This window comes from Mesorhizobium sp. M0145 (assembly GCF_040322355.1).
Classification (GTDB): Bacteria; Pseudomonadota; Alphaproteobacteria; order Rhizobiales; family Rhizobiaceae; genus Mesorhizobium.
Map to the genome: position 1 here is coordinate 20,561 of NZ_JAMYTK010000026.1, position 21,883 is coordinate 42,443.

The 21,883-nt window shown below is 62.7% G+C and carries 18 protein-coding genes; 16 read left to right on the top strand and 2 right to left on the bottom strand.

Annotated features, from left to right (window positions below):
• Positions 1-17 precede the first annotated feature (17 nt).
• The 14 genes from NKJ28_RS27170 to NKJ28_RS27235 all read left to right on the top strand — a co-directional run bounded on the left by NKJ28_RS27170 (position 18) and on the right by NKJ28_RS27235 (position 15,631).
• Entirely contained in the window at positions 18-884 is an 867-nt protein-coding gene (locus NKJ28_RS27170; protein ID WP_023679424.1) for a branched-chain amino acid ABC transporter permease, read from the top strand.
• A 7-nt stretch (positions 885-891) separates the two neighbouring features.
• Positions 892-1,866 carry a branched-chain amino acid ABC transporter permease gene (locus NKJ28_RS27175; RefSeq protein WP_023679425.1) on the top strand — a complete coding sequence of 325 codons (975 nt, stop codon included), beginning with the start codon at positions 892-894 and terminating at the stop codon, positions 1,864-1,866.
• Positions 1,867-1,869: 3 nt separating this feature from the next.
• Entirely contained in the window at positions 1,870-2,649 is a 780-nt protein-coding gene (locus NKJ28_RS27180; protein ID WP_352637650.1) for an ABC transporter ATP-binding protein, read from the top strand.
• Positions 2,646-3,368 (top strand): ABC transporter ATP-binding protein, encoded by a 723-nt coding sequence (locus tag NKJ28_RS27185; RefSeq protein WP_023679427.1) that lies wholly within the window; start codon positions 2,646-2,648, stop codon positions 3,366-3,368. Before NKJ28_RS27180 ends, NKJ28_RS27185 begins: the two co-directional genes overlap by 4 nt.
• A gap of 11 nt (positions 3,369-3,379) precedes the next feature.
• Positions 3,380-4,159, top strand: a complete 780-nt coding sequence (locus NKJ28_RS27190; RefSeq protein WP_352637653.1) for an aspartate/glutamate racemase family protein — start codon at positions 3,380-3,382, stop codon at positions 4,157-4,159.
• A 106-nt stretch (positions 4,160-4,265) separates the two neighbouring features.
• Positions 4,266-4,973: a GntR family transcriptional regulator gene (locus NKJ28_RS27195; RefSeq protein ID WP_352637655.1), complete on the top strand. Its 708-nt coding sequence runs from the start codon at positions 4,266-4,268 to the stop codon at positions 4,971-4,973.
• 1,681 nt (positions 4,974-6,654) lie between these two features.
• Positions 6,655-8,094: an NAD(P)-binding domain-containing protein gene (locus NKJ28_RS27200; RefSeq protein ID WP_352637657.1), complete on the top strand. Its 1,440-nt coding sequence runs from the start codon at positions 6,655-6,657 to the stop codon at positions 8,092-8,094.
• A 24-nt stretch (positions 8,095-8,118) separates the two neighbouring features.
• Positions 8,119-9,294 (top strand): acyl-CoA dehydrogenase family protein, encoded by a 1,176-nt coding sequence (locus tag NKJ28_RS27205; protein ID WP_352637659.1) that lies wholly within the window; start codon positions 8,119-8,121, stop codon positions 9,292-9,294.
• A 13-nt stretch (positions 9,295-9,307) separates the two neighbouring features.
• Entirely contained in the window at positions 9,308-10,663 is a 1,356-nt protein-coding gene (locus NKJ28_RS27210; protein WP_352637661.1) for an LLM class flavin-dependent oxidoreductase, read from the top strand.
• Positions 10,664-10,670: 7 nt separating this feature from the next.
• Positions 10,671-11,012, top strand: a complete 342-nt coding sequence (locus NKJ28_RS27215; RefSeq protein WP_352637662.1) for a DUF3088 domain-containing protein — start codon at positions 10,671-10,673, stop codon at positions 11,010-11,012.
• A gap of 4 nt (positions 11,013-11,016) precedes the next feature.
• Positions 11,017-12,198: an acyl-CoA dehydrogenase family protein gene (locus tag NKJ28_RS27220; RefSeq protein WP_352637664.1), complete on the top strand. Its 1,182-nt coding sequence runs from the start codon at positions 11,017-11,019 to the stop codon at positions 12,196-12,198.
• On the top strand, positions 12,195-13,550 hold the full coding sequence (locus NKJ28_RS27225; RefSeq protein WP_023679437.1) for an LLM class flavin-dependent oxidoreductase: 1,356 nt from the start codon (positions 12,195-12,197) through the stop codon (positions 13,548-13,550). Before NKJ28_RS27220 ends, NKJ28_RS27225 begins: the two co-directional genes overlap by 4 nt.
• A gap of 74 nt (positions 13,551-13,624) precedes the next feature.
• On the top strand, positions 13,625-14,701 hold the full coding sequence (locus NKJ28_RS27230) for an LLM class flavin-dependent oxidoreductase (protein ID WP_023679438.1): 1,077 nt from the start codon (positions 13,625-13,627) through the stop codon (positions 14,699-14,701).
• A gap of 69 nt (positions 14,702-14,770) precedes the next feature.
• Entirely contained in the window at positions 14,771-15,631 is an 861-nt protein-coding gene (locus NKJ28_RS27235; RefSeq protein WP_023679439.1) for an NADPH-dependent oxidoreductase, read from the top strand.
• Between the two features lie 35 nt (positions 15,632-15,666).
• On the opposite strand, the gene gcvA is transcribed toward NKJ28_RS27235, so the two are convergent.
• Positions 15,667-16,677, bottom strand: a complete 1,011-nt coding sequence (gene gcvA / locus NKJ28_RS27240) for a transcriptional regulator GcvA (protein WP_023679440.1) — start codon at positions 16,675-16,677, stop codon at positions 15,667-15,669.
• 342 nt (positions 16,678-17,019) lie between these two features.
• On the opposite strand from gcvA, the gene NKJ28_RS27245 reads away from it, so the two are divergent.
• Positions 17,020-18,615 carry an ABC transporter substrate-binding protein gene (locus tag NKJ28_RS27245; RefSeq protein WP_023679442.1) on the top strand — a complete coding sequence of 532 codons (1,596 nt, stop codon included), beginning with the start codon at positions 17,020-17,022 and terminating at the stop codon, positions 18,613-18,615.
• Between the two features lie 97 nt (positions 18,616-18,712).
• Complete coding sequence (locus tag NKJ28_RS27250) at positions 18,713-20,308, top strand: ABC transporter substrate-binding protein (protein WP_352622002.1); 1,596 nt, start codon at positions 18,713-18,715, stop codon at positions 20,306-20,308.
• A 79-nt stretch (positions 20,309-20,387) separates the two neighbouring features.
• Here NKJ28_RS27250 and NKJ28_RS27255 read toward each other — a convergent pair whose 3' ends face one another.
• Entirely contained in the window at positions 20,388-21,812 is a 1,425-nt protein-coding gene (locus tag NKJ28_RS27255) for an FAD/NAD(P)-binding protein (RefSeq protein ID WP_352637668.1), read from the bottom strand.
• Positions 21,813-21,883 lie beyond the last annotated feature (71 nt).

The following is a 21,883-nucleotide window of genomic DNA, read 5'->3' on the forward strand; positions in this document are numbered from 1 at the left end:
GAAGATCGAAGGCGTCAATGGAACAGGTCATCGCCAACGGATTCTACCTCGGTGCCCAATATGCACTGATCGCACTGGGGCTCACGCTTATCTTCGCCTTGATGAACGTGCTCAACTTCGCCCATGGGCAGATGTATGTGCTGGGCGGGTTCATCACCTACACAATCTACGGACAACTCGGGCTGCCTTTTGTTGTGGCGCTGCTGGCGTCCGGCGTGACGCTCGCTGTCGTCGGCGCGCTGATGGAGAAATTCCTCTTCCGAACTGTCATCAGGCGAAGTCTACGCGAAGAAAGCACAATGCTGCTCGCGGCGGCAACGGCATTCTTTTTTGACGCGGTCATCCTGCTGTTGTTCGGTGAAAAACAGCGCGGTGTCCCCAAGATCGTCAAGGGCGTGTTCAACGAGGGCGGCATCATCATGCCCTATGACCGTATGGTCGTCGGCGTGCTCGCACTGGTCTTCATCGCGGCCTTTGTCCTCTACATGCAGTACAGCAGGGTCGGGCGAGCCATGCGGGCGCTGGCCCAGGATCGGGTCGCCGCCCAATTGATGGGCGTTCAGGTCGACCGCTATTCGATGATCGGCTTCGCCATGGGCGCCATGCTGGCGGGCATCGTCGGCGGTCTTTTGGTCACCATCACTGGCGTCAATTCCGGCATCGGCGGGCCGATCTCGATCAAGGCCTTCATGATGGTGATGATCGGCGGCGCCGGCGTTGTCGGCGGTGCGATCGCCGGCGGCTTCATCCTTGGCATGATGGAGTCGGTCGGCCTCACCGTGCTGCGCCAATATGGCGACGTCACTTACCTCGTCATCTTCGCCGCGCTGATGGTGTTCCTGTCGATCCGCCCCAACGGGCTGATGGGCAAGCCGTGGGGTTGATGGTGCCATGACGCGTAGCGTGAAAATCGCCCCGGTTGCCGCCTTTCTGGCGATCGTCTTCATCGCCGTGCCGGTTCTGATCTCGGCCAGCGGCCGGATCGACCTCTATTACACGCTCACCTCGGTGGCGTTGCTTAGCATCGCCAGTGCCGGCGTGTGGCTCACTTTCTACATCGGCCGGATCAATATCGGCCAGGGCGCGTATGCGCTGATGGGTGGCTACGTCTCGGCCATACTTGTGGTGACCTATGGCTGGTCGTTCTGGCTGACGCTGCCGGTCGCCGGCCTGTTTTGCGCGGCCGCAAGCGTGCTTATCGGCCTGCCGATCCTGCGCCTGCGCGGCGTCTACTTCGCCATGGTGACGCTGGTGCTGACCGAGGTTGCGCGGCTTCTGGCGCTGGCGCTGCCGATCACCAACGGTGCCAAGGGCATGGTCAGCATCCCGCTGCCTGGGGCGCTCACGATTCTGGGCCTCACCATCATCCCGGATTTCGCCACGTTGCATAATTCTCGGCTGGCCTTCTACCTGCTGGCGGTCGCGCTTATGCTGGTCTGTTTCGCGGTGGTGTACCGGCTGGTTCATTCGCGCGTCGGCAAGCTCTGCCAGTCGCTCCAGCAGAACGAAGATCTGGCCTCGTCGATCGGCGTCAATATCGCCTATCTGCGCGTCATAGCCTATGCCGTCTCGTCCTTCTTCGGCGGCGTCGCCGGTGCGATCTTCGCCGCCATCTCGCAGTCGATCTATCCGTCGAGCTTCACGGTCACCGACTCTGTCAACTTCATGCTGAACTGCTTCCTCGGCGGGCTCGGCTACGTATTCGGGCCGATGCTCGGCACGCTGGTGCTTTATTTCGGCTGGGACCTCCTGTTCCAGACTGGCCGGTTCCAGCTTCTGATCTACTCGACCTTGATGATCGTGCTGATGCTGTTTCTGCCCAATGGGCTGCTCAGCCTTGCGGCCACGACCCGGAAGAAGGGTTGAGCCATGGCCGATCTGCTTGAGGTCTCGGCTCTGACGAAACGCTTCGGCGGTCTCGTCGCGGTCAACAACATCTCCTTTTCGGTGCGCGAGAAGGAGATTCTGTCGGTCATCGGTCCCAACGGCGCCGGCAAGTCGACGCTATTCAAGCTGATCTCGTCGTTCCTCAGGCCGACATCGGGCGAAGTGCGCTTAAAGGGCGAGCGCATCTCCGATCTCGCGCCGCACATAGCCGCACGCAAAGGCGTCGTCCGGACGTTTCAGGAAACGACGATCTTCAAAAACATGAGCGTGCGCGACAACGTCATCATCGCTCACCATCTGCGCTCCACCGCGAGCCTGCTTGGCTTCTTCCTCGGTACTGGCACGGCTAAGGCTGACGAGGCAGCCTTTGGCACATCAGCCGACGAGATTCTGGCGTTGCTTGGCCTGTCGTCGCTCGCCGGCGAAATCGCCCGAAACTTGCCGCACGGTCACTTGCGGGCTCTCGGCATCGCCATCGGCCTCGCCACGAGCCCGTCGATCCTGCTGCTTGACGAGCCCTTCGCCGGGATGAACCACGACGAGACGATGAGAATGGTGGCGATGGTCAGACGGTTGCGCGAGCGCGGCCTCACCATCCTTCTCGTCGAGCACGACATGCCTGCCGTAATGAAGATTTCTGACCGCATCGTCGTCTTGAATTTCGGCCAGAAGATCGCCGAGGGAACGCCAGCGGAAATCCAGAACAATGACAAGGTGATCGAGGCTTATCTCGGCAGCGAAGACGAGGCCATCGGGCTATGAACCAGATCCTGAAATTTGCTGATGTCCAACTCTACTATGATCACGTCTACGCGCTGAAGGGCGTGTCGCTGGAAGTCAATGAGGGCGAGACCGTCGCGTTGGTCGGCGCCAATGGCGCCGGCAAGTCGTCGATCCTTCGCGCCATTACTGGGCTGCGCAAGATCAAGTCCGGCGAGATCCACTACAATGGCCGGCGCATCGACGCCGCCGCCCCCGATGCGATCGTCAAGATGGGCATCGCCATGGTGCCGGAGGGACGCCGTGTCTTCCCTTACATGTCGGTCAAGGACAATCTCCTTATGGGCGCCTTCACCCGATCCGACAAGGCCGAGATCGCAGGCTCGCTGGAAATGGTGCTTGGCCGCTTCCCCCGCCTCAAGGAGCGCTATTCGCAAGCCGCCGGCACGATGAGCGGCGGCGAGCAGCAGATGCTGGTCATCGGCCGCGCGCTGATGGCCAAGCCGCGTCTGCTGCTGCTCGACGAGCCGTCGCTGGGCGTCGCGCCCAAGCTCGTCCAGGACCTTGCCCGCTCGATCGTGGCGATCAATCGCGACGAGAAAGTCAGCGTTCTGCTGGTCGAGCAGAACTCACGCATGGCGCTGCGCATTTCCCAGAGAGCCTATGCGCTGACTACCGGCAGCGTTGCGCTGAGTGGGAACTCCGCTGATTTGCTGACCGACGAACGGGTCAAGCATCTTTATCTCGGCGGCGAGATTTGAGGCTGATCGGCATGCGCATACTCGTCATCAATCCCAACACGACCGCATCGATGACCGCCAAGATCGGCAAGGTCGCGGCGAGCGTCGCTTCTGCCGGGACGGAAATCGTTTCGGTGAATCCCGGCGATGGTCCGCCGAGCATCGAAGGCTATTACGACGAAGTCTTCGCTATTCCGGGTATCGTCGCCGAAATGAGCAAGGCGGCCGCTATCGATGCCTATGTCATCGCATGTTTCGACGATACCGGGCTGGACGCGGCACGTTGCGCCGCCGAGGCCCCGGTCATCGGCATCGGCGAGGCCGCCTTCCACCTCGCTAGTCTCGTCGCCGGCAAGTTCAGCGTCGTGACGACGCTCGCCCGCTCCGTCCCCGCGATCGAGCACAACCTGGCGAAATACGGCCTCGCGTCGCGCTGCGCGAAAGTCAGGTCGTCGGAAGTTGCCGTGCTCGATCTCGAACTGCCGGGCTCGGACGCCAGGGCCAGAATCTCGGACGAGATCGCGCGCGCCATCAACGAGGACAGGGCGGAGGCGATCGTTCTTGGCTGCGCAGGCATGGCCGATCTGGCAGGCAGCCTATCGGAGGAACACGGCGTTCCCGTACTCGACGGTGTCGCCTGCGCGGTCACCTTGGCAGAGAGCCTTTTCAGAGTCGGTCTGAGGACATCGAAGATTGGTGGCTACGCTGCTCCCCGCGGCAAACGGTTTTCGGGCATCTATGAATCGCTGTCTCCGGCGGGCGCTGCGGCAGCTATACCGCCGACCCAGAACGCGCCTGGCCCCACAAATTGAGATACTGTGTGCCGGGATTGACCGCCACGTAAGCGATACTAGATTGCATCGACCGTTGAGCTGTTTGGGATGAATCAGGCAGTATCGTGCCTGCGCGTTGAGAAGCATGTTGACAGTGCTCAGAGAAGAAGACCGCGACGAAAAACCGGCAGCCCGCTGGTCGCCGATTTACTACGGTCTGAGAGATGCCATCGTCAGCCACCGTCTCGCCCCTGGCACCAAGCTGCCGGAAGATGAGCTGGCGTCGATCTATTCGGTGAGCCGAACCGTCATTCGTGCCGCCCTGCAAGCTCTGGCTCATGACCGGTTGGCGCGGCTGGAGCCAAACCGCGGCGCCTTCGTGGCCCAGCCATCGACGGTGGAAGCGCGAGAGGTATTCGAGGCACGAGCGCTGATTGAACCAAAGGTGGCTTGGCTTGCCGCGAAGGCAGCAGTGCCATCCGACATTGGGCAGTTGCGGCAGCATCTCGAGAGGGAGCATGAAGCACTTCACGCCGGCCGGGACAGTGAGGCGATCATGCTGTCGGCACGTTTCCACGTAGGCGTCGCCGAAATCGCTGCACATTCGGTGTTCACCAAATTCGTTCGCGACCTTGTCTCTCATTCTTCTCTCATCATCGCACTCTACTGGAAACGGCGCGACGCGACCTGTGAGAAACACGCCCATCACGCTCTGGTCGATGCAATCGAAGCAGGGCGTAGTTCCCAAGCGGCCGACCTGATGACCAGCCATCTGGTCGACCTCCTGTCGGGGCTCGACCTCACAGACAAAATAGAAAAGTCAGACAACCTCTCGGATTTGCTTCGTCCGTAGAACAGGAGAGGACACAGCACTGCTGTACCCGAACAGCGCCAATTGCCGGCGCTGCCCGGATTATGGTCTCACGAGTTTTCGGCGCTTGATGCAGTGGGAGTGACGCCCAAGGAAACGGATCGAAAGAAGCGGATTGGCAAGCGCGCTCCGCGCTAGCATAGTCCAGGCTCGTGAGATGGCGGTAGTTCAGGTCGCCGACCAAGTCCAGTGCCCAGATGTATTCCGCCCCCAATTGCTTCATTGACTAAGCTTGGGAAGAGGGCACTTCAATGAAGGGAAAGGTTCGGTCCCTGCGCAGGCTTACCTCGATGTGACGCGATTACTCCAATTGAAGAGGCTAAATGACTGAAGTGGTGGACTTTTTTGCGGACAGAATGACCGAGAGTGAGCGGGCAGGATCGAAGCGGATCGTAGCGTAGGGAAACATCGGATGCCGGCGCGCAGCATCGTGTCATGGCGTAGAAAAGGCGGGGCTCGCCGGGCTGAACGAAACCGCGAACTTATGTGTTGCAGATTGCCCTCAAAGCTACGCCAGAGCCCTCCGTCAGGATGCGGAAGCGTGATCGCGACCGCGCCGAGCGGATCCGGCTTGCCGGTGGCCCAAAGCCGACATTGAGGGAACGCGCCGTCTCGCTCGCTCTTGAGAACGGCGAAGTCCGGACAAAAGACCTGACCGACATCGACGTTCCTCGCTGCTACCTCGCCCGCATGTGCAAGGAAAGCTTGCTCGTGAAGGTGGGCTATGGGAGCTACCGTGTGGCAGTTCCCAAACAGGGCCTCAAGCTAGTCCGCCATGCAGCTTAATTCGGGCTGCCGCATCTGCTATGTCGTTGACGATCGCTGCGCGCGCCTCGGCGCTGTCGCGCTTATCAAGTGCTGCAAGAAGCTTCTCATGATGCCTCACCGGGCGGCCGCGGAATACTGGCGCGCGCTGTGCCATTTGGTGCTGACGAAGCGGTTGTGACATGTTCGGCAGCCCGCGGGATAGGGCCGCGATGTTCGACTGTCTGGCTGTCGCGGTACCATACGGAACGATACGGGAAGATTTCCGACTTTGGCCCACGAAAAAGCCAATGAAATCAACAATCTTGGTACATCCTCCGGGCCCACCATATTATTACATATCAATATGTTACGCTTAATTCTTCGGGTTTGAATTGAGCGCTGTCGGGTAAATCCGTGACTTTTAGCGAAATGATTTTGGGCCTGTTCGTCGATTTTCTCCGTCTCGTTGATGGCACCCGTCACAGGTAGCTCAACACTCCCGGCTTCAAAAGACCCTTCAGCGATGCGTACGGCAATCGGCGGCAACGACGTGCAATTAGGCGGGTTCTGAACTCGGCCGTAGTCTCAAAATGCCCTTGTGCGGAGCAAAGTGTGGATCCATCCGCTTGCAGGTTCATGACCCTTCGCCAATCGCCGCTCCAGTCGCGAGCGGAATACCGGCACCAATTGCACCGGCCGCGGCGGTCCGTAGACCGCGGCTGCGGCCCGGTCATCCGCTGGCCGGGTAGTATCGCGTCTCCTGGAAGCTCCGATCTCCATTTGCCCGATGGCGCTCCCGATTGTGAAATCGGATGCAAGTGAAAAAAACTACCGGGCAATCAAAGCAGACATTTCTGGACTGTTTGCCGACTGGGGCGGAGTTTGGCGCGACGCTTGAACTTCAGCCGGAGCCCAAATGGCTTTACCATCCGATCCAGATTTCCACGCCCATGAAACACTTCGGCTGATCGGCCCTGATCCGCAGAACTGGGTGCCGGACCGCGAGGGCATCAACCACAATGTCTTCATCGTCGGCGGCGGGCAGACGGGCGCCACCTTTGCCTTCGCGTTGAGGCGCGCCGGCATCGGCAAGGTTACGGTCATCGATGCCGCGCCGGACGAGAGCAAGGCTGGCATCTGGCTCTCCCATGCGCGGATGAACCGGTTGCGAACGCCAAAGGGCTTGCCGGGGCCGGAACTCGGCTTGCCGGGCTTGAGTTTTCAGTCCTGGTACGAAGCCCGCCACGGTGCGGAAGCCTATGCCGGTTTCGACCGCATCGTACGGACGGATTGGGCGAACTACCTGAAATGGTATCGCGACTTTCTCGGCATCGGCATTCGTTACGGCACACGTCTCATTCGCATCGAGCCGGCTGGCGGGCATTTTCGCCTGCACCTCGAAGCCGACGGCACGCCATCGGTCGAAACGGCGCGCAAGATCATTCTGGCCAATGGATTTGGCGGCAGCGGCGGTCCAGTGATACCGGCGGTACTTGCCGCCTTGCCGCAGGGCCTTGTCGCACACAGTTCGGCGGCAATCGATTTTGCCTCGCTCAAGGGAAAGGCAATCGCTGTCGTCGGGTCGGCGGCTTCGGCATTCGATGCGGCCGGAGCTGCCCTTGAGGCCGGCGCGAAATCGGTGCGTCTGTTCGCCAGACGCACCAGCATCGCCAGCGTGCCGATCAACCGCGTGCGCGGCTATCCCGGGGCCTATGACAATTATCCGCTGCTGCCCGTTGCGGTGCGCTGGCGCCAGGCGCTGCGCTTCCGCGAGGCCGGTTCGACGCCACCGCTCGATGCGGTGGAGCGGGCGGTGCGGCACCAGAATTTTCATCTCCATCTCGGTGCCCCCTGGACAAATGCGGATGTCGAAGACGGCAAGGTCGTCACCGAGATCGCCGGCGAAACATTTGCCTTCGACTTCGTCATCGCCGGTACCGGCTATTTTGCCGACCCGACCCGCAAGCCGGAACTTGCCGATTTCGCCACCGCCATCCGGCTATGGCGCGACCAGTACGCGCCGTCGGAAGCAGAGCGGGATGAGTTTTTCGGCGCCCATCCTTATCTCGGCCTCGGCCATGAATTTCTCGAGAAGGCGCCGGGGGAGGCGCCATTCCTGAGGAATATCCATGTCTTCAATCCCGGCGGCTTTGTCAGTTTCGGCCTGCCGATCGGCGATGTGCCGTCGATCAGGCGCGATGTGCCGGCTGTGGTCGCGCGCATCAGCCGCGATCTCTTCCTCGCCGATCTCGACAGCCATGAGAGTCGCATAACCGGGAGCCATCCGGCCGAGTTCGGCGAAGACGCCTATGCCGCTTCCGTCTGGCGGCCGGCGCGGACCATCGCGGCGGAATAGACGCATTTCCATGGACAAACGCCGATGACCTTCAGCCCTGACCTTTCCGACCCGTTCGTCGCCACGGCGGTCGAACTGCGCGATATCTTCGATCGGGATGCCGTGGCGCGCGACAAGGCCGGCGGGCGGCCGGTCGAGCAAATCCGTCTGCTGAAGGAAAGCGGCCTGCCGTCGGCGCAGATTCCCAAGCGCTATGGCGGCAAGGGCGCACCCTGGCTGTCGGTGCTGCGCGTCGTGCGCGAATTCGCCCGCACCGACGGCTCGCTCGCCCATCTCTACGGCTACCATCATCTGCCGCTCAACGGCGTGCTGTTTCGCGGGACCGAGGCGCAGAAGGACCGACTGCTGAAACGCTCGGCAAGGGAGAACTGGGTCTGGGGCAATTCCGGCAACGCCATGTCGAAGACGTCGACGGCCAGGCGCAACGGCACGGGCTGGATCCTGAGCGGCTTTCGGCCCTTTTCTTCCGGTTCGCACATCGCTGACTATATCCAGGTCGCCTGGGAGGACGGTCAGGACCGGCTGGCAGCCGCAATCCCGGCTGACCGTGAGGGCATCGTCATTGAGGACGACTGGGACGGCGTCGGACAGCGCCAGACGGGTTCCGGCAAGGTCACCTTCAAGGACGTGCATGTCGGTGATGACGAACTGATTGGCTCGCCCGCGGTGCCGCTGACGCCATTCCAGACGCTGACGTCACTGTTCCAGCAGGCGGTCCTGCTCAACCTGTTCGTCGGCAGCGCGCAAGGAGCGCTGAGCGAAGGCCGCGACTATACGGTCTCGCAATCGCGCCCCTGGGTCTATTCCGGCTATGAGAAACATACCGACGATCCGTTCGTGCAACGCAAATATGGCGACCTCTATATCCGCACGCTCGCCGCGGCCGAACTGGCCGATATAGCGGCATGCAGCCTCGATGCCGCCTATGGCCAGGGCGAGGCGTTGACCCTGGAGCAGCGCGGGCAGACGGCGATCGATCTCGCCACCGCCAATGTCTACGCTGGACAAATCGGCCTCGATGCGTCGAGCGAGGTTTTCGAGGTGATGGGCGCCCGCTCAGCCACCAAGGCCAACGGCTACGACAGGTTCTGGCGCAACGTGCGCACGCACACGCTGCACAATCCGGCCGAATACAAGAAGCGCACGATCGGCACCTGGTTGCTGACCGGGGAATTCCCGGTCGGCGGATTGTATCGCTGAGGAGGCGCGGAACATGGCCAGCCGCAAGGACAAGGTCAAGCTTGGAGCCTTTCTTCTCTTCACCGGCCACCATGTCGCAGCCTGGCGCCACCCGGAGGCAGGAGAAGGGACCAGCCTCAACGACTATGTCGAGCTGGCCCGGCTGGCGGAAGCAGCCAAGTTCGACACGATCTTCTTCGCCGACGGCGTGGCGGCGCGGCTGAAGGATCTGGAGGCCGCCAGCCGCAAGGCGCATAGCGGCGTCTATCCGTTCGAGCCGATCACGCTGCTGTCGGCACTGTCGGCTGTGACCAGGAATATCGGCCTCATCGCCACGGCGTCGACCAGTTTTTCCGATCCCTACAATCTGGCCCGCCAGTTCGCGTCGCTCGACCATCTGAGCGGCGGGCGGGCCGGCTGGAATCTGGTCACTTCGTCCGATCCGGAGGCAGCGTTCAATTTCGGTCACGAGACGCATATCCAGCATGGCGAGCGCTACGACCGCGCCGAGGAATTCGCCGATGTCGTGCTCGGCCTGTGGGACAGCTGGGAAGATGACGCCTTCCCGCGCGACAGAGCAAGCGGGCGCTATTTCGACAAGGACAAACTGCATGTGCTGAACCACAAGGGCCAGCACTTCAAGGTGCGTGGTCCCCTGAACACGCCGCGAACGCCGCAAGGCCATCCGGTCGTGGTCCAGGCCGGGGCGTCGGGTCCGGGCAAAGAGCTGGCGGCTCGTACCGCGGAAGCGATTTTCGCGGCGCAGATCACGCTCGACGAAGCCACCGCCTTCTATGCCGACGTCAAGGGCAGGCTCGGCAAATATGGCCGCTCGGAGGATGACCTGAAAGTCCTGCCAGGCATTTTCCCGGTCGTCGGCCGCACCGAAGCCGAGGCGCGGGAGAAGTTCGAACAGCTGCAGGATCTCATCCAGCCGGAAGTCGGCCTCGGTCTGGTCTCGGCGCTGGCCGGCGGCTTCGACCTCAGCGCCTATCCGCTCGACGGGCCGGTGCCGGATTTGCCGGAGACCAATGCCGGCAAGAGCCGGCAGGCTCTGGTGATCGATCTGGCGCGACGCGAGAATCTGACGATCCGGCAGCTCTATCTGCGCATCGCCGGCGCCCGCGGCCACTGGCAAGTGGTCGGCACGCCGCAACAGATCGCCGACATCATGGAAGAGCGGTTCGAGAATTACGGTGCCGACGGCTTCAACATCATGGCGCCGATCATGCCCGGCGGCCTGAAGGATTTCATCGAGCTGGTGGTGCCGGAACTGCGCCGCCGTGGCCTGTTCCGCGATGAGTATGAGGGCAGCACCTTGCGCGACAATCTCGGCCTGAAGCGGCCGGCAAACCGCTTTTCGCGGCATGCCGCGGCGGCTGCGGAGTAGGCCGGCAATGGCGCGCGACACGCTCTTTCTCATCCAGCCGGGTTTCGCCGACCCAAAGCAGCCGGGCCAGACGTTCGTCTGCCCCTATTGCAACCAGGTTGAGGGATTGCTCGCTGCCTTTCCCGATCTCGCCAGCAGACTAGACGTCGAACGCGTCCCGTTCGCAAGGCCGAGGGGCAAGGTGATCGACGCGCTCGGCGAACGGCACCAGTCGCTGCCGGTGCTGATCATCGGCAGCGATCCGCCCGCCGACTTGCCGAGGGCCAAGGGCAAGGTCTTCGCCGATGACACCAGGCGCATTCTCGCACTGCTTGCCGAGCGCCACGGCTTCCCGCATCTGCATGAGTGAGACGATGACCTTCGATCCCGATACGTCCAATCCATGGATCGCCAAGGCGGTCGAGCTGCGCGACATCTTTGCCCGCGATGCGGTCGAGCGCGACCAGCTTGGCGGCAGGCCTACCGAACAGATCCGTCTGCTCAAGCAAAGCGGCCTGCTCACCATCGTGATCCCCAAGGAATTCGGCGGCGCCGGCGAACCCTATTCGACAGCGCTGAAGATCGGGCGCGAGTTCGCCAAGGTCGACGGCTCGATCGGCCATATCTACGGCTACCATTTCAGCGCGCTGATCGCCGCCAGGCTCAATTCGGACGAACCGCGCTCAGCCGATCTGCTACGGCGTTCGGCTGCCGGCGACTGGTTCTGGGGCAACACCGGCAACAGTTTTTCCAAAACGCTGTTCGGCCGCAAAGATGGCGAGTGGACGATCGTCAACGGCTTCAAACCCTTCGCCTCCGGCTCGCATGTCGCCGACTATCTTTCGACCTCGTGGGAAGACGAGGTCAGCGGCGAGAGGAAATTCGCGGCGATCCCGGCGAACCGCGAAGGCATCACCGTTCTCGACGACTGGGACGGCATCGGCCAGACGCAGACCGGCAGCGGCAAGGTCGCCTACAAGGACGTCAGGATCCACGACAGCGAGTTGGTGCGCGGTTGGGTCGACGCGTCGTTGCCAATCCGCACCATCGGCCCGCTGCAGCAGCAGAGCGTGTTGCTCAATGTCTTTGTCGGCACGGCCCAGGGCGCGCTGCTGGCGGCGCGAGATTATACGCTCAATAGTTCGCGGCCGTGGATGTATTCCGGCGTCGAGCGCCATATCGACGATCCATGGATCAAGCGGCAGTATGGCGAGCTCTGGGTCAAGACGCGGGCGGCGACGGCGCTGGCCGATCGCGCGGGGGCGGCGATCGATCATGCGATCGCGCGCGGCAAGGCGCTGACCGAGCAAGAACGCGGTGAGGCGGCGGTTGCCGTCGCCGCGGCCAATGTGCTGGCAGGCGATGTCGCGCTCGAAGTCACGACCGAGATATTCGAGGTGATGGGTGCCCGCTCCGCAGTGCGCAAATACGGCTTCGACCGCTTCTGGCGCAACGCACGCATTCACACCTTGCACAACCCTGCCGAATACAAGACCCGCACCGTCGGCACCTGGTATCTGACCGGCGCTTATCCCGAGCCCGGCGTCTTTCGATGAGCGGCCGGCAGCTCCATCTCAACGTCAACATCCTGCATGCCGGCTTCTCGCCGGCGGCATGGCGGATGGACGGCGTCGACCCCTATGCCGCCTTCACCGTCGACCACTATGTGCAGGTGGCGAAGATCGCAGAGCGCGCAAAGCTCGACGCCGTATTCCTTGCCGACCAGGCGGCGATATCGGACCGCATTGACTATCGTCCGATCACGTCGCTGGAGCCGACCATCGTGCTGGCGACGGTAGCCGCCGCAACCGAGCGCATCGGCCTGATCGCCACCGCTTCAACCAGCTTCAACGAGCCCTACAATATCGCCAGGCGCTTCGCGACGCTCGACCATGTCAGCGGCGGACGCATCGGCTGGAACATCGTCACCACGGCCGATCCCGCCTCGGCCCGCAATTTCGGCCTCAACGGTGCCATCGATCACGGCCGGCGCTACGAGCGGGCGGCGGAATTCGCTGACATCGTCAAGGCATTGTGGGACAGCTGGGAGGACGATGCCTTCATCGGTGATGTCGCCAGCGGGCGCTTCGTCGATGCCACCAAGGTTCACGCCATCGACCACAAGGGCGCACATTTCTCGGTGCACGGGCCGCACAATGTGCCGCGTTCGCCGCAAGGGCATCCGGTGGTCGTCCAGGCCGGCGGGTCCGATGACGGCAAGGACCTCGCCGCCCGCCACGCCGAAGCCGTGTTTTCCGCATCGCAATCTTTCGAGGAAGCGCTCGGCTATGCGCGGGAACTTAAGGCGCGTGCCGTCGCCTATGGCCGCACCGGCGGCGTGCCGCTCAACCTCGCCGGCCTAGCCACCATCATCGGCAGCACAGAGGCGGAAGCGGAGCGGCGGCAAGAAGAGCTGTGGGATCGCATTCCGCTCGACTACAGCCTTGGGCGGCTGTCCGGCGTGCTCGGCATCGACCGCGAGCGATTGAAGCTGGACGAGAAGTTGCCGGAAGGGACTCAACTGCCCCCCAACGGCGGCCACACCTTCTTCAAGGCCACGCTCGCGCTCGCCCGCAGCAATGATTTCACGGTTCGCCAGCTGATCCGGGCGCTGAACGGCAGCACTGGCCACCGCACCATCGTCGGCACGCCGGAGCAGATCGCCGACGATATCGAAAGATGGTTTGTCGCCGGCGCCGCCGACGGCCTCAACCTGATGCCGGACGTGCTGCCGACCGGACTGGAGGTCTTTGTCGATACGGTGGTGCCGATCCTGCGCCGGCGAGGGCTGTTCCGAACGGAATATGAAGGGCGCACGCTGCGCGACCATCTCGGCCTTGCCCGGCCCGAAAGCCGCTTTGCACCGCAGCCGAGCAAGGCGCCAGGGCTGCTAGGGGCAGCCCTTTGAGTGATCATCAAAATACAACGGAGCGGAAGGTCCTGCCATTGACCTCCATGCCCGGCCAAAATACAGGCCCGACAATGAGCGCTGATACCGAATTTCTTTGGTACATCCCGAACCAGGTCGATCCCGGTCACCGCGGCGAGCCGGCCGTCGAGGACCACAACAGCCTGGAGACGCTGACCAGCCACGCGAAGGCGCTTGAGGAGCATGGCTGGAAGGGCGCGCTGATCGGTACCGGCTGGGGTCGGCCCGACACTTTTACTGTCGCGGCCTCCCTCGCCGCGCGGACCACCTCCTTCGAGCCGCTCATCGCGATCCGCCCGGGGTACTGGCGGCCGGCGCACTTCGCATCCGCCGTAGCCACGCTCGACCAGCTGACCGCCGGTCGCGTGCGTATCAACATAGTGTCAGGCAAGGACAACCTCGCGGCATATGGAGATAGCGAAGGCGACCAGATACATCGCTATGCCCGCACCAGAGAGTTCATGCGGCTGGTTCGCAGACTTTGGACCGAAGAGAACGTGACCTTTGCGGGCGAGCACTTCCGGGTCACCGGGTCGACCGTCATGCCCCGCATCCATGTCTGTGGCGATCGTCGCCATCCCAAGCTCTACTTCGGCGGCGCGTCGGAGGCGGCCGAGTGGGTGTCGGCCAGCGAGGCGGATGTCCAGCTCTTCTGGGGAGAGCCGCTCGACGGCGTCCGGGAGCGGATCGAGCGGCTCAAAGCCTTGAGCAGGGAACTTGGCCGAGACCTCCCGCCTCTGGAATTCGGGTTGCGGGTCACCACGCTGGTCCGCGACACCACCGGGCAGGCCTGGGCGGACGCCGAGGCGAAGGTCGACGAGATAGCCAAGGGCAAGGGCGCCGGCTGGAACGATCACGGTCGGGCGGTAGCGGTGGGTCAGCAGCGGCTGCTCGATCTGCACGCGCGCGGCGAGGTGCTGGACGACAACCTCTATACGGCGCCGGGCAAGTACGGCGGCGGCGGCGCCGGCACCACCTGGCTGGTCGGCTCGGCCGCCGACGTCGCCCGCTCGCTCGGCAGGTACCGGGATCTGGGCATCACACACTTCGTGCTCTCGGACACGCCGTATCTTTCCGAGATCAAGCGGCAAGGCGATCAGTTGCTTCCGCTATTGCGCAATGGGGCCTAAGCCGCGCTTCTTGAATGACCTGGGGTCGTCAGAACACCGAATAAGCCAGATTGCCAAATAGGGAAGAAAATGTCACAGCCGGCCGCCTTCAGCATCCGCCCTTCCGACGCCGACCTACGTGGTGAAGCGGCGCTACGGCGGCGTTATCGAGCGCCGCAAAGCGCGCATACCGGCAACTGGAACGAAGCCCTCGAGGCGATCCTTTCGCATCGCTCGGTCCGCAACTATCTCGTCGAGCCGCTGCCGGATGGCACGCTCGAACTGATCGTCGCTGCCGCCCAGTCGGCCCCGACCTCTTCCAATCTCCAGGCGTGGAGCGTCATCGCAGTCGAGGATCCGGCGCGCAAGGCGCGGCTTGCCGGACTGGCGGCGGTCAATCGCCATATCGAGCAGGCGCCGCTGGTGCTGGTCTGGCTGGCGGACCTGTCGCGCCTGCGCGCTATTGCCGAGGCAAACGGACGGGTGGGCGAGGGCCTCGACTACCAAGAGAGTCTTCTGCTGGCCGTGATCGACGCCGCACTTGCCGCACAGAATGCGGTGGTGGCGATCGATGCGCTCGGGCTCGGCTCCTGCTACATCGGCGCGATGCGCAATCATCCGCAGGAGGTGGCGCGCGAACTCGGCCTCCCGCCGGAAACCGTGGCGGTGTTCGGCCTGACCGTCGGCTATCCCGATCTCCTGGCTGCGACTGACATCAAGCCCAGACTGCCCCAGGCTGTGGTGCTGCACCGCGAGCGCTATCAGTCAGACCTCGATCCGGACGATCTTGCAACCTACAACCGGACGCTTCGTTCATTCCAGCAGGAGCAGGCGATGCCTGTGGTCGACTGGACGGAGTTGATGTCGAACCGCATCGGCAGCAAAGCAGCGCTGAAAGGCCGTGATCGCCTGGGCGAAGCGCTTAAAGCGCTCGGCTTCAAACTCAAATAGGGGCGCGCGCCTGCTCGCGAGAGACCGAGGTGAGACTATTCCGCAGCGACGATGGCGATGCGAGCCGGCAGCGGCACCGGCGGCGTGAAGTCGAGCGCGCCAAGCCGACGCGCCTCGGCCTTCAGCCAGGCATGAAAGCGCTCGACCGTCGCCAGCTTCGCCTTGTGCGGCGTCGTCGCGAAATAATAGGAAAACTCGACCGGCTGCGGCGAGCCGAATGGGCTGACCAGACGCCCCGCGGCAAGGTCGGGTTCGGCCAGCCGAAATTTGCCAAGACCGATGCCCTTGCCGGCAGCAGCGGCGTCGAGAACCAGCGAGGACTGGCTAAGCCGTATGCCGCCCTCGACAAGCCGGCCGGACAGGCCGTTGGATCTCAGCCAGCCCTTCCAGTCGGGGCAGCTTGGATCGCGTTCCGGTCCGTCCTCATGCAGGATCGGCGCTTCACGCAGGCCCTCCGGCCCGCGATAGAGACCGTGCATGCGAGCAAATTCCGGGCTGCAGACGGGCAGCACCGCTTCCGAAAAAAGCCGTTCCGTCAGCAGGCCGCTATAGGCGCCCGACCCGTAGCGGATGACGCAGTCGACGTCTTCGCTGGCAAAGTCGGCAAGCCTGGTCGATGCGTTGACCAGCACTTCTAGGCCGGGTACCGCGTCGCGCAGTGCGTCGAGGCGCGGGATCAGCCATTTGCTGGCGAAGGAGGGCGCGACCGACACTTTGATCGGCGCATCCTCCTCGTCGCCGGAAATCCGCGCGACCGACTCGACAACGACGTCGAAAGCCTCGGTGAGGCCGGGCATCAGCGCCTGGCCGGCCGACGTCAGCAGAAGCTCGCCGCGGTTGCGATGGAACAGCGGTTGACCGAGGTGATCCTCGAGCAGGCGGATCTGCTGGCCGATGGCGGCAGGCGTCACATGGAGTTCTTCGGCCGCCCGCGTAAAGCTCAGGTGGCGGGCGGTTGCGACAAAAGCGCGAAGCGACGTCAGCGGCGGAAGCCTCGCCAACGTCGGCCGCAGCTTCCTTGATTTTGCGCGAATGAGATCGACCATAGAGCGCATTCAACACGTTCAGGCCGGGCGCGACGAGGGCGGGCTTTGCGCTAAAGTGCTCGGTGGAAAATTTCGTTTGCCGCAGCGTCGCGGCAGCGGGAACGGAAATCTAAAAAATCGTAATGTCTACAATTCTTGTAGAAATAAGATCGGAGCGCTGATTTGGGCGTCGAGCAGCGTTGCCAGATCCTGGAATGAAACGGTCGTGCGAAGCGGTGCTTTCGGCAGACGATAGAAAATCATTCTTCCGGTTTTGCGGCGTGGCAGAGATCATCGCGTCGAGGCGCCGGAGTGTGTTCGGCCGCCGGATGCCATCGAAGCCGTTTTCCGGAGCTCAAGGCCATGTCTGTCAATCGTCGTCATTTCAACCAGCTGCTGTTGCTTGGCGGTGCGAGCTTCGCATTGCCCGGGGTTTCCTTCGCTGCCGAAGGAACGCCGGTCCAGGGTGGCACGCTCAACTGGGCCTACTATCCCGACCCCACGTCGCTGATTGCAATCAACACCTCGTCGGGCACCGGCCAGGCGATCGGTCCCAAGGTGAATGAAGGTCTGCTTGATTTCGCCTATGACCTCAGCCCGAAACCGCTGCTGGCGACGGAGTGGTCGATCAGCGATGACGGCCTGCGCTACACCTTCAAACTGCGCGAGGGCGTCAAATGGCATGACGGCAAGGACTTCACGTCGGAAGACGTTGCCTTCACCATCTTCCGGCTGAAGGAGGCGCATCCGCGCGGCCGCATCACCTACCAAAACGTGACCGCGGTCGAGACGCCCGATCCGCACACCGCCATCATCGTGCTTTCAAAGCCGGCGCCCTATCTGATCACGGCACTGAGCAGCTCGGAATCACCGATTGTGCCGAAGCACGTCTACGAAACGTTCAAGCCGGCGGAACAGCCGAAGCTCGAACAGACGATCGGCACCGGTCCCTTCATTCTCAAGGAATGGGTGCCCGGCAGCCATCTGATCTTCGACCGCAATCCGGATTATTGGGACGCGCCTCGGCCCTACCTCGACCGCATCGTCCTGCACGTCATCCTCGACCCGGCCGCACGTTCGGCGGCTCTTGAAACCGGCGAGATCGATATCGGCGCCAATCCCGTGCCGCTGGCCGACATCGAACGGCTGAAGGCAAACCCCGCTCTGGTCGTCGACACCAACACCTACGCCTATTCCGGCCCACAGCAGCAATTGTTCTTCAACTACGAGAACGAAATCCTGACCAAGCGCGATGTGCGCCTTGCCATCGCCCACGCAATCGACCTGCAGAAGCTGGTCGACATCGCGCTCTACGGTTATGCGCAGGTATCGCCGAGCCCGATCAGCACGGCGCTGCCCAAATGGTATGACCGCAGCATCAAGGCGCGCGAGCCCGATACCAAACTGGCGGAGAAGCTGCTCGACGACGCCGGCTATCCGCGTGGCGCCGATGGCACGCGCTTCAAGCTCCGGCTTGCCTACAACGCGTTCCTGCCGGCGTCCTATGCCGATTTCATCAAGCAGTCGTTGGCGACGGTCGGCATCGATGCCGAGATCCTCAAGCTTGACCTGTCGACGTTCCTGAAGACCGTCTACACCGACCGCGCCTGGGACCTGGTGGTCGAGTCGCTGTCGAACACCTTCGATCCGACGCTCGGCGTCCAGCGCGCCTACTGGTCGAAGAACTTCAAGATCGGCCTCGTCTTCTCCAACGCTAGCCACTATGCAAACCCCAAGGTTGACCAGATCCTCGAAGCCGCGGCAATCGAGCCCGACGAGACCAAGCGGCGCGAGCTCTGGCACAAATTCCAGCACATCATCCATGACGACGTGGTGTCGGTCGATCTGGTCGCCGCCGGCGCCCAGATCGTCGCCAACAAGAAGGTCCGGGATTTTGCGCCCGGCGCTCAGGGGATCAACAACAGCTTCGCGCAGATATGGCTCGCGCCAAACGCCTAAGCGTTCTGCAAGCCCTCTGGTTGGGACCGGCGCGTGAAAACGACGATCCCGACTTTTCTCCATGAAAGATAAATCGCGCCAATTCGGAGTACCGACCATGACCATCAACCGACGCCTGTTCAATCAGTTCCTGCTGCTGGCCGGCGCGAGTGCAGCACTTCCCGCCGGGGCATTCGCAGAAGACGCAAAGCCGGTGGCCGGAGGCACGCTCAACTTCGTCTACTATCCCGAGCCCAACCAGATCGTTTCCATCAACACCAGCGCTGGCGGACCGGCCACCATCGGTCCGAAGATTTTCGACGGCCTGCTCGCCTACGACTACGATCTCAATCCGCGACCGCAACTGGCCACCGAATGGTCGATCAGCGACGACGGGCTCGAATACGTCTTCAAGCTGCGCCAGGGGGTGAAGTTTAGCGATGGCCATGATTTGACCTCCGAGGACGTGGCCTTTTCGATCTCCCGGCTGCGCGAAGCGCATCCGCGCGGGCGCATCACCTTCCAGAACGTCACCGACATCGACACGTCGGACCCGTATATCGTAAAGATCAAATTGTCGAAGCCGTCCGCCGCCCTGATTTCGGGGCTGGCCGCGACGGAATCGCCTGTCGTGCCCAAACACATTTACGAGAAGCTGAAGCCGGCTGACGATCCGTCCTTCGAGCAGATCATCGGCAGCGGGCCGTTCGTGCTGAAGGAATGGGTGAAGGGCAGCCACATCCTCGTCGAAAAGAACCCGACCTATTGGGATGCGCCTAAACCCTATCTCGACCGGATCATTTTCCGCTTCATCACCGATCCGGGCGCGCGCGCCGCGGCGCTCGAAACGGGCGAGGTCGACATCGGACCGAACCCTGTGGCCTTCGCCGATCTGGAGCGTTTCAACGCGCTGCCGCAATTCGTCGTCGACAGCACGGTCTTCACCTATAGCGGCCCGCTGCACCAACTGATCATCAACCTCGAAAACCCGATCCTGAAGGAGAAGAAGGTCCGTCAGGCAATCGCGCACGCGATCGACCTCGACGCGGTCAATGCAATCGTGTTTTACGGTTATGGCCAAGTCTCGCCGACGCCGATCAGCGTCGTCAACAAGAAGTATTTCGACCCCGACGTAAAGGCCGCGACCGTCGATACGGCATTGTCGGAAAAACTGCTCGACGAGGCCGGCTTCAAGCGGGGAGCGGACGGCATTCGCTTCAAGCTCAGGCTCACCAACAATCCCTACAACCCGTGGGGCTATGCTGACTTCCTCAAGCAGGCATTAGCCAAGATCGGCATCGATGCCGAGATCGAAAAATTCGATTTCGGCACCTATGTCAAAACCATCTACACCGACCGCACATGGGACCTGTCGACGGAATCCTGCGGCAACATCTTCGATCCGAGCGCCGGCGCGCAGCGGCTCTACTGGTCGAAGAACATCAAGAAAGGGCTGCCGTTCTCCAACGGCGCGCACTATGAGAACCCGGAGGTTGACCGGTTGCTGGAAGCCGCATCGGTCGAGCTCGACGAGGCCAAGCGCAAGCAGCTCTTCTTCAAGTTCCAGGAGATCATCGCCGATGAATTGCCGATCATCAATCTGATCGCGCCACCGACCATCATCATCGCCCGCAAAACCGTCAAGAACTACGCGCCTGGCGCCGAAGGCCTGTCAGCGAATTTCGCCGACGCCTATCTCGACCCGAACGCCTAAATCTGCCGGGCAATCATGAGAGAAGGGCCGCATCGAGCTGCGGCCTTTTCGTTTCTTCCATTTCGCAAAGCCGGTAACTTCAGGCCAAAGCACGCAGCCTTGGGCTGGCGCCGACCAGAAGGCCGGCAAGGGCTATGGCCTGCGCCAGTTGTTCGCCGATTGAGCTCGATTCCCAGGCGACACCGCGCAGCGGATGGCCGATGGCGAACAGATTGCCATGGGTCTCGCCATCACGGGAAATCACCTGGCCGTCATGCGTGGCGTCGATGCCGAAGCCGATCGCATGCGGCCTGACGATGCCGTTTTCGAGCAGGTTCTGGACGAATGGATCGGCGATCCGCCGCCAGTCATGCTCCTGATGGCCGCGGCAGTTGACGACGCCGTCGAAGCGCAGCCGTTCGACCGCGCCGGTATCGCGCCAGCGGATTTCAGCGACGATCCCATTTGCCTGCGGATGGAGTGCCAGCACCCGTCCCGCTCCACCCGTCCAACGGCCTTGGCTTCGCGCCAGTGCCACGCGCTCAAAGCTCGGTGGCGCCGCGCGGTGCGCGGTGACATCCCAGAAGGCGCGCAGATGGCGTGCGAACTTCAAGCGCTCCCTGTCGGTGGCGCCTTGCCACAAGGCCAGGATCCACGGCCGGATCGTCAGCGGCAGCCCTTGCCAGTCCAGGCCGGTGGTTTCGATTGCCCGGCGTTCGGCCTTGACCAGTGCGAGAAGCGCCCTGGTGGTTTTCGGCAGCGGCCGCCCGGCGAGGAAATCGCGCCACGCTTCCGTGTTGCGCCGAGGTTCGACGATCTGTCCGCGCCGCGACACGACGCGATAACCGCCCTTGAAGCCGCGCGCTTCCATGCTGGCGACGACGTCGACCATGCTCAGGCTGGAGCCGATCAGCAGCAGTTCCTTGCTGCCGGCGAGCCGATCGAGCGCCGCCGAATCCCAGGGATTGGCGACGTAACGGGGATCGCTGACGACGGCTGCTTCCGTGGTGGACGGCTGGCTCTGGAACACCCCGGTTGCCAGCACCGCCTCATCGGCCAGCAATTGCTGGCTATCGCTGGTGCCGACGCATACCCCTGACGGGCCGGTCAGCATGTCGACGGCGGATGCGTTGATGTGGCGCAGCGACGAACGCGGGTCTGCTTCTCTGATCGCTCTCGTCAGTTCCGACTGGACATAGCTGCCGAACAGCCAGCGCGGCGGGCTTGAGTCCGGGACATCCTCGGGCGGTGTCCAGCCGTGCTCCGGCCCATTCGCCATAAGCCAGCGAACGAGGTGATCGGGATCGTCCGGATGCAGCGAGAAGATGCGCGCCGCGCCGTTGACGAGATGGTTCGGATCGCAGGTGCTGTAGGCAACACCGCGGCCGAGTTGGGCCCGGCGCTCGATGATGGTGACCGCCAGCGGCTCGGTCGAATGGTCAAGCAATTTGATCGCTGTGACCGCACCGGCAAAGCCACCGCCGACAATGATGATTGAGCGAGGGGAGGAAGGGGTATGAAGCATCAAGAACCTTTGCGACGCCGGTGGTCGTGGCTCTAGCCCATCGCCCCGGCAACGATCATCGTGCTTTCCCG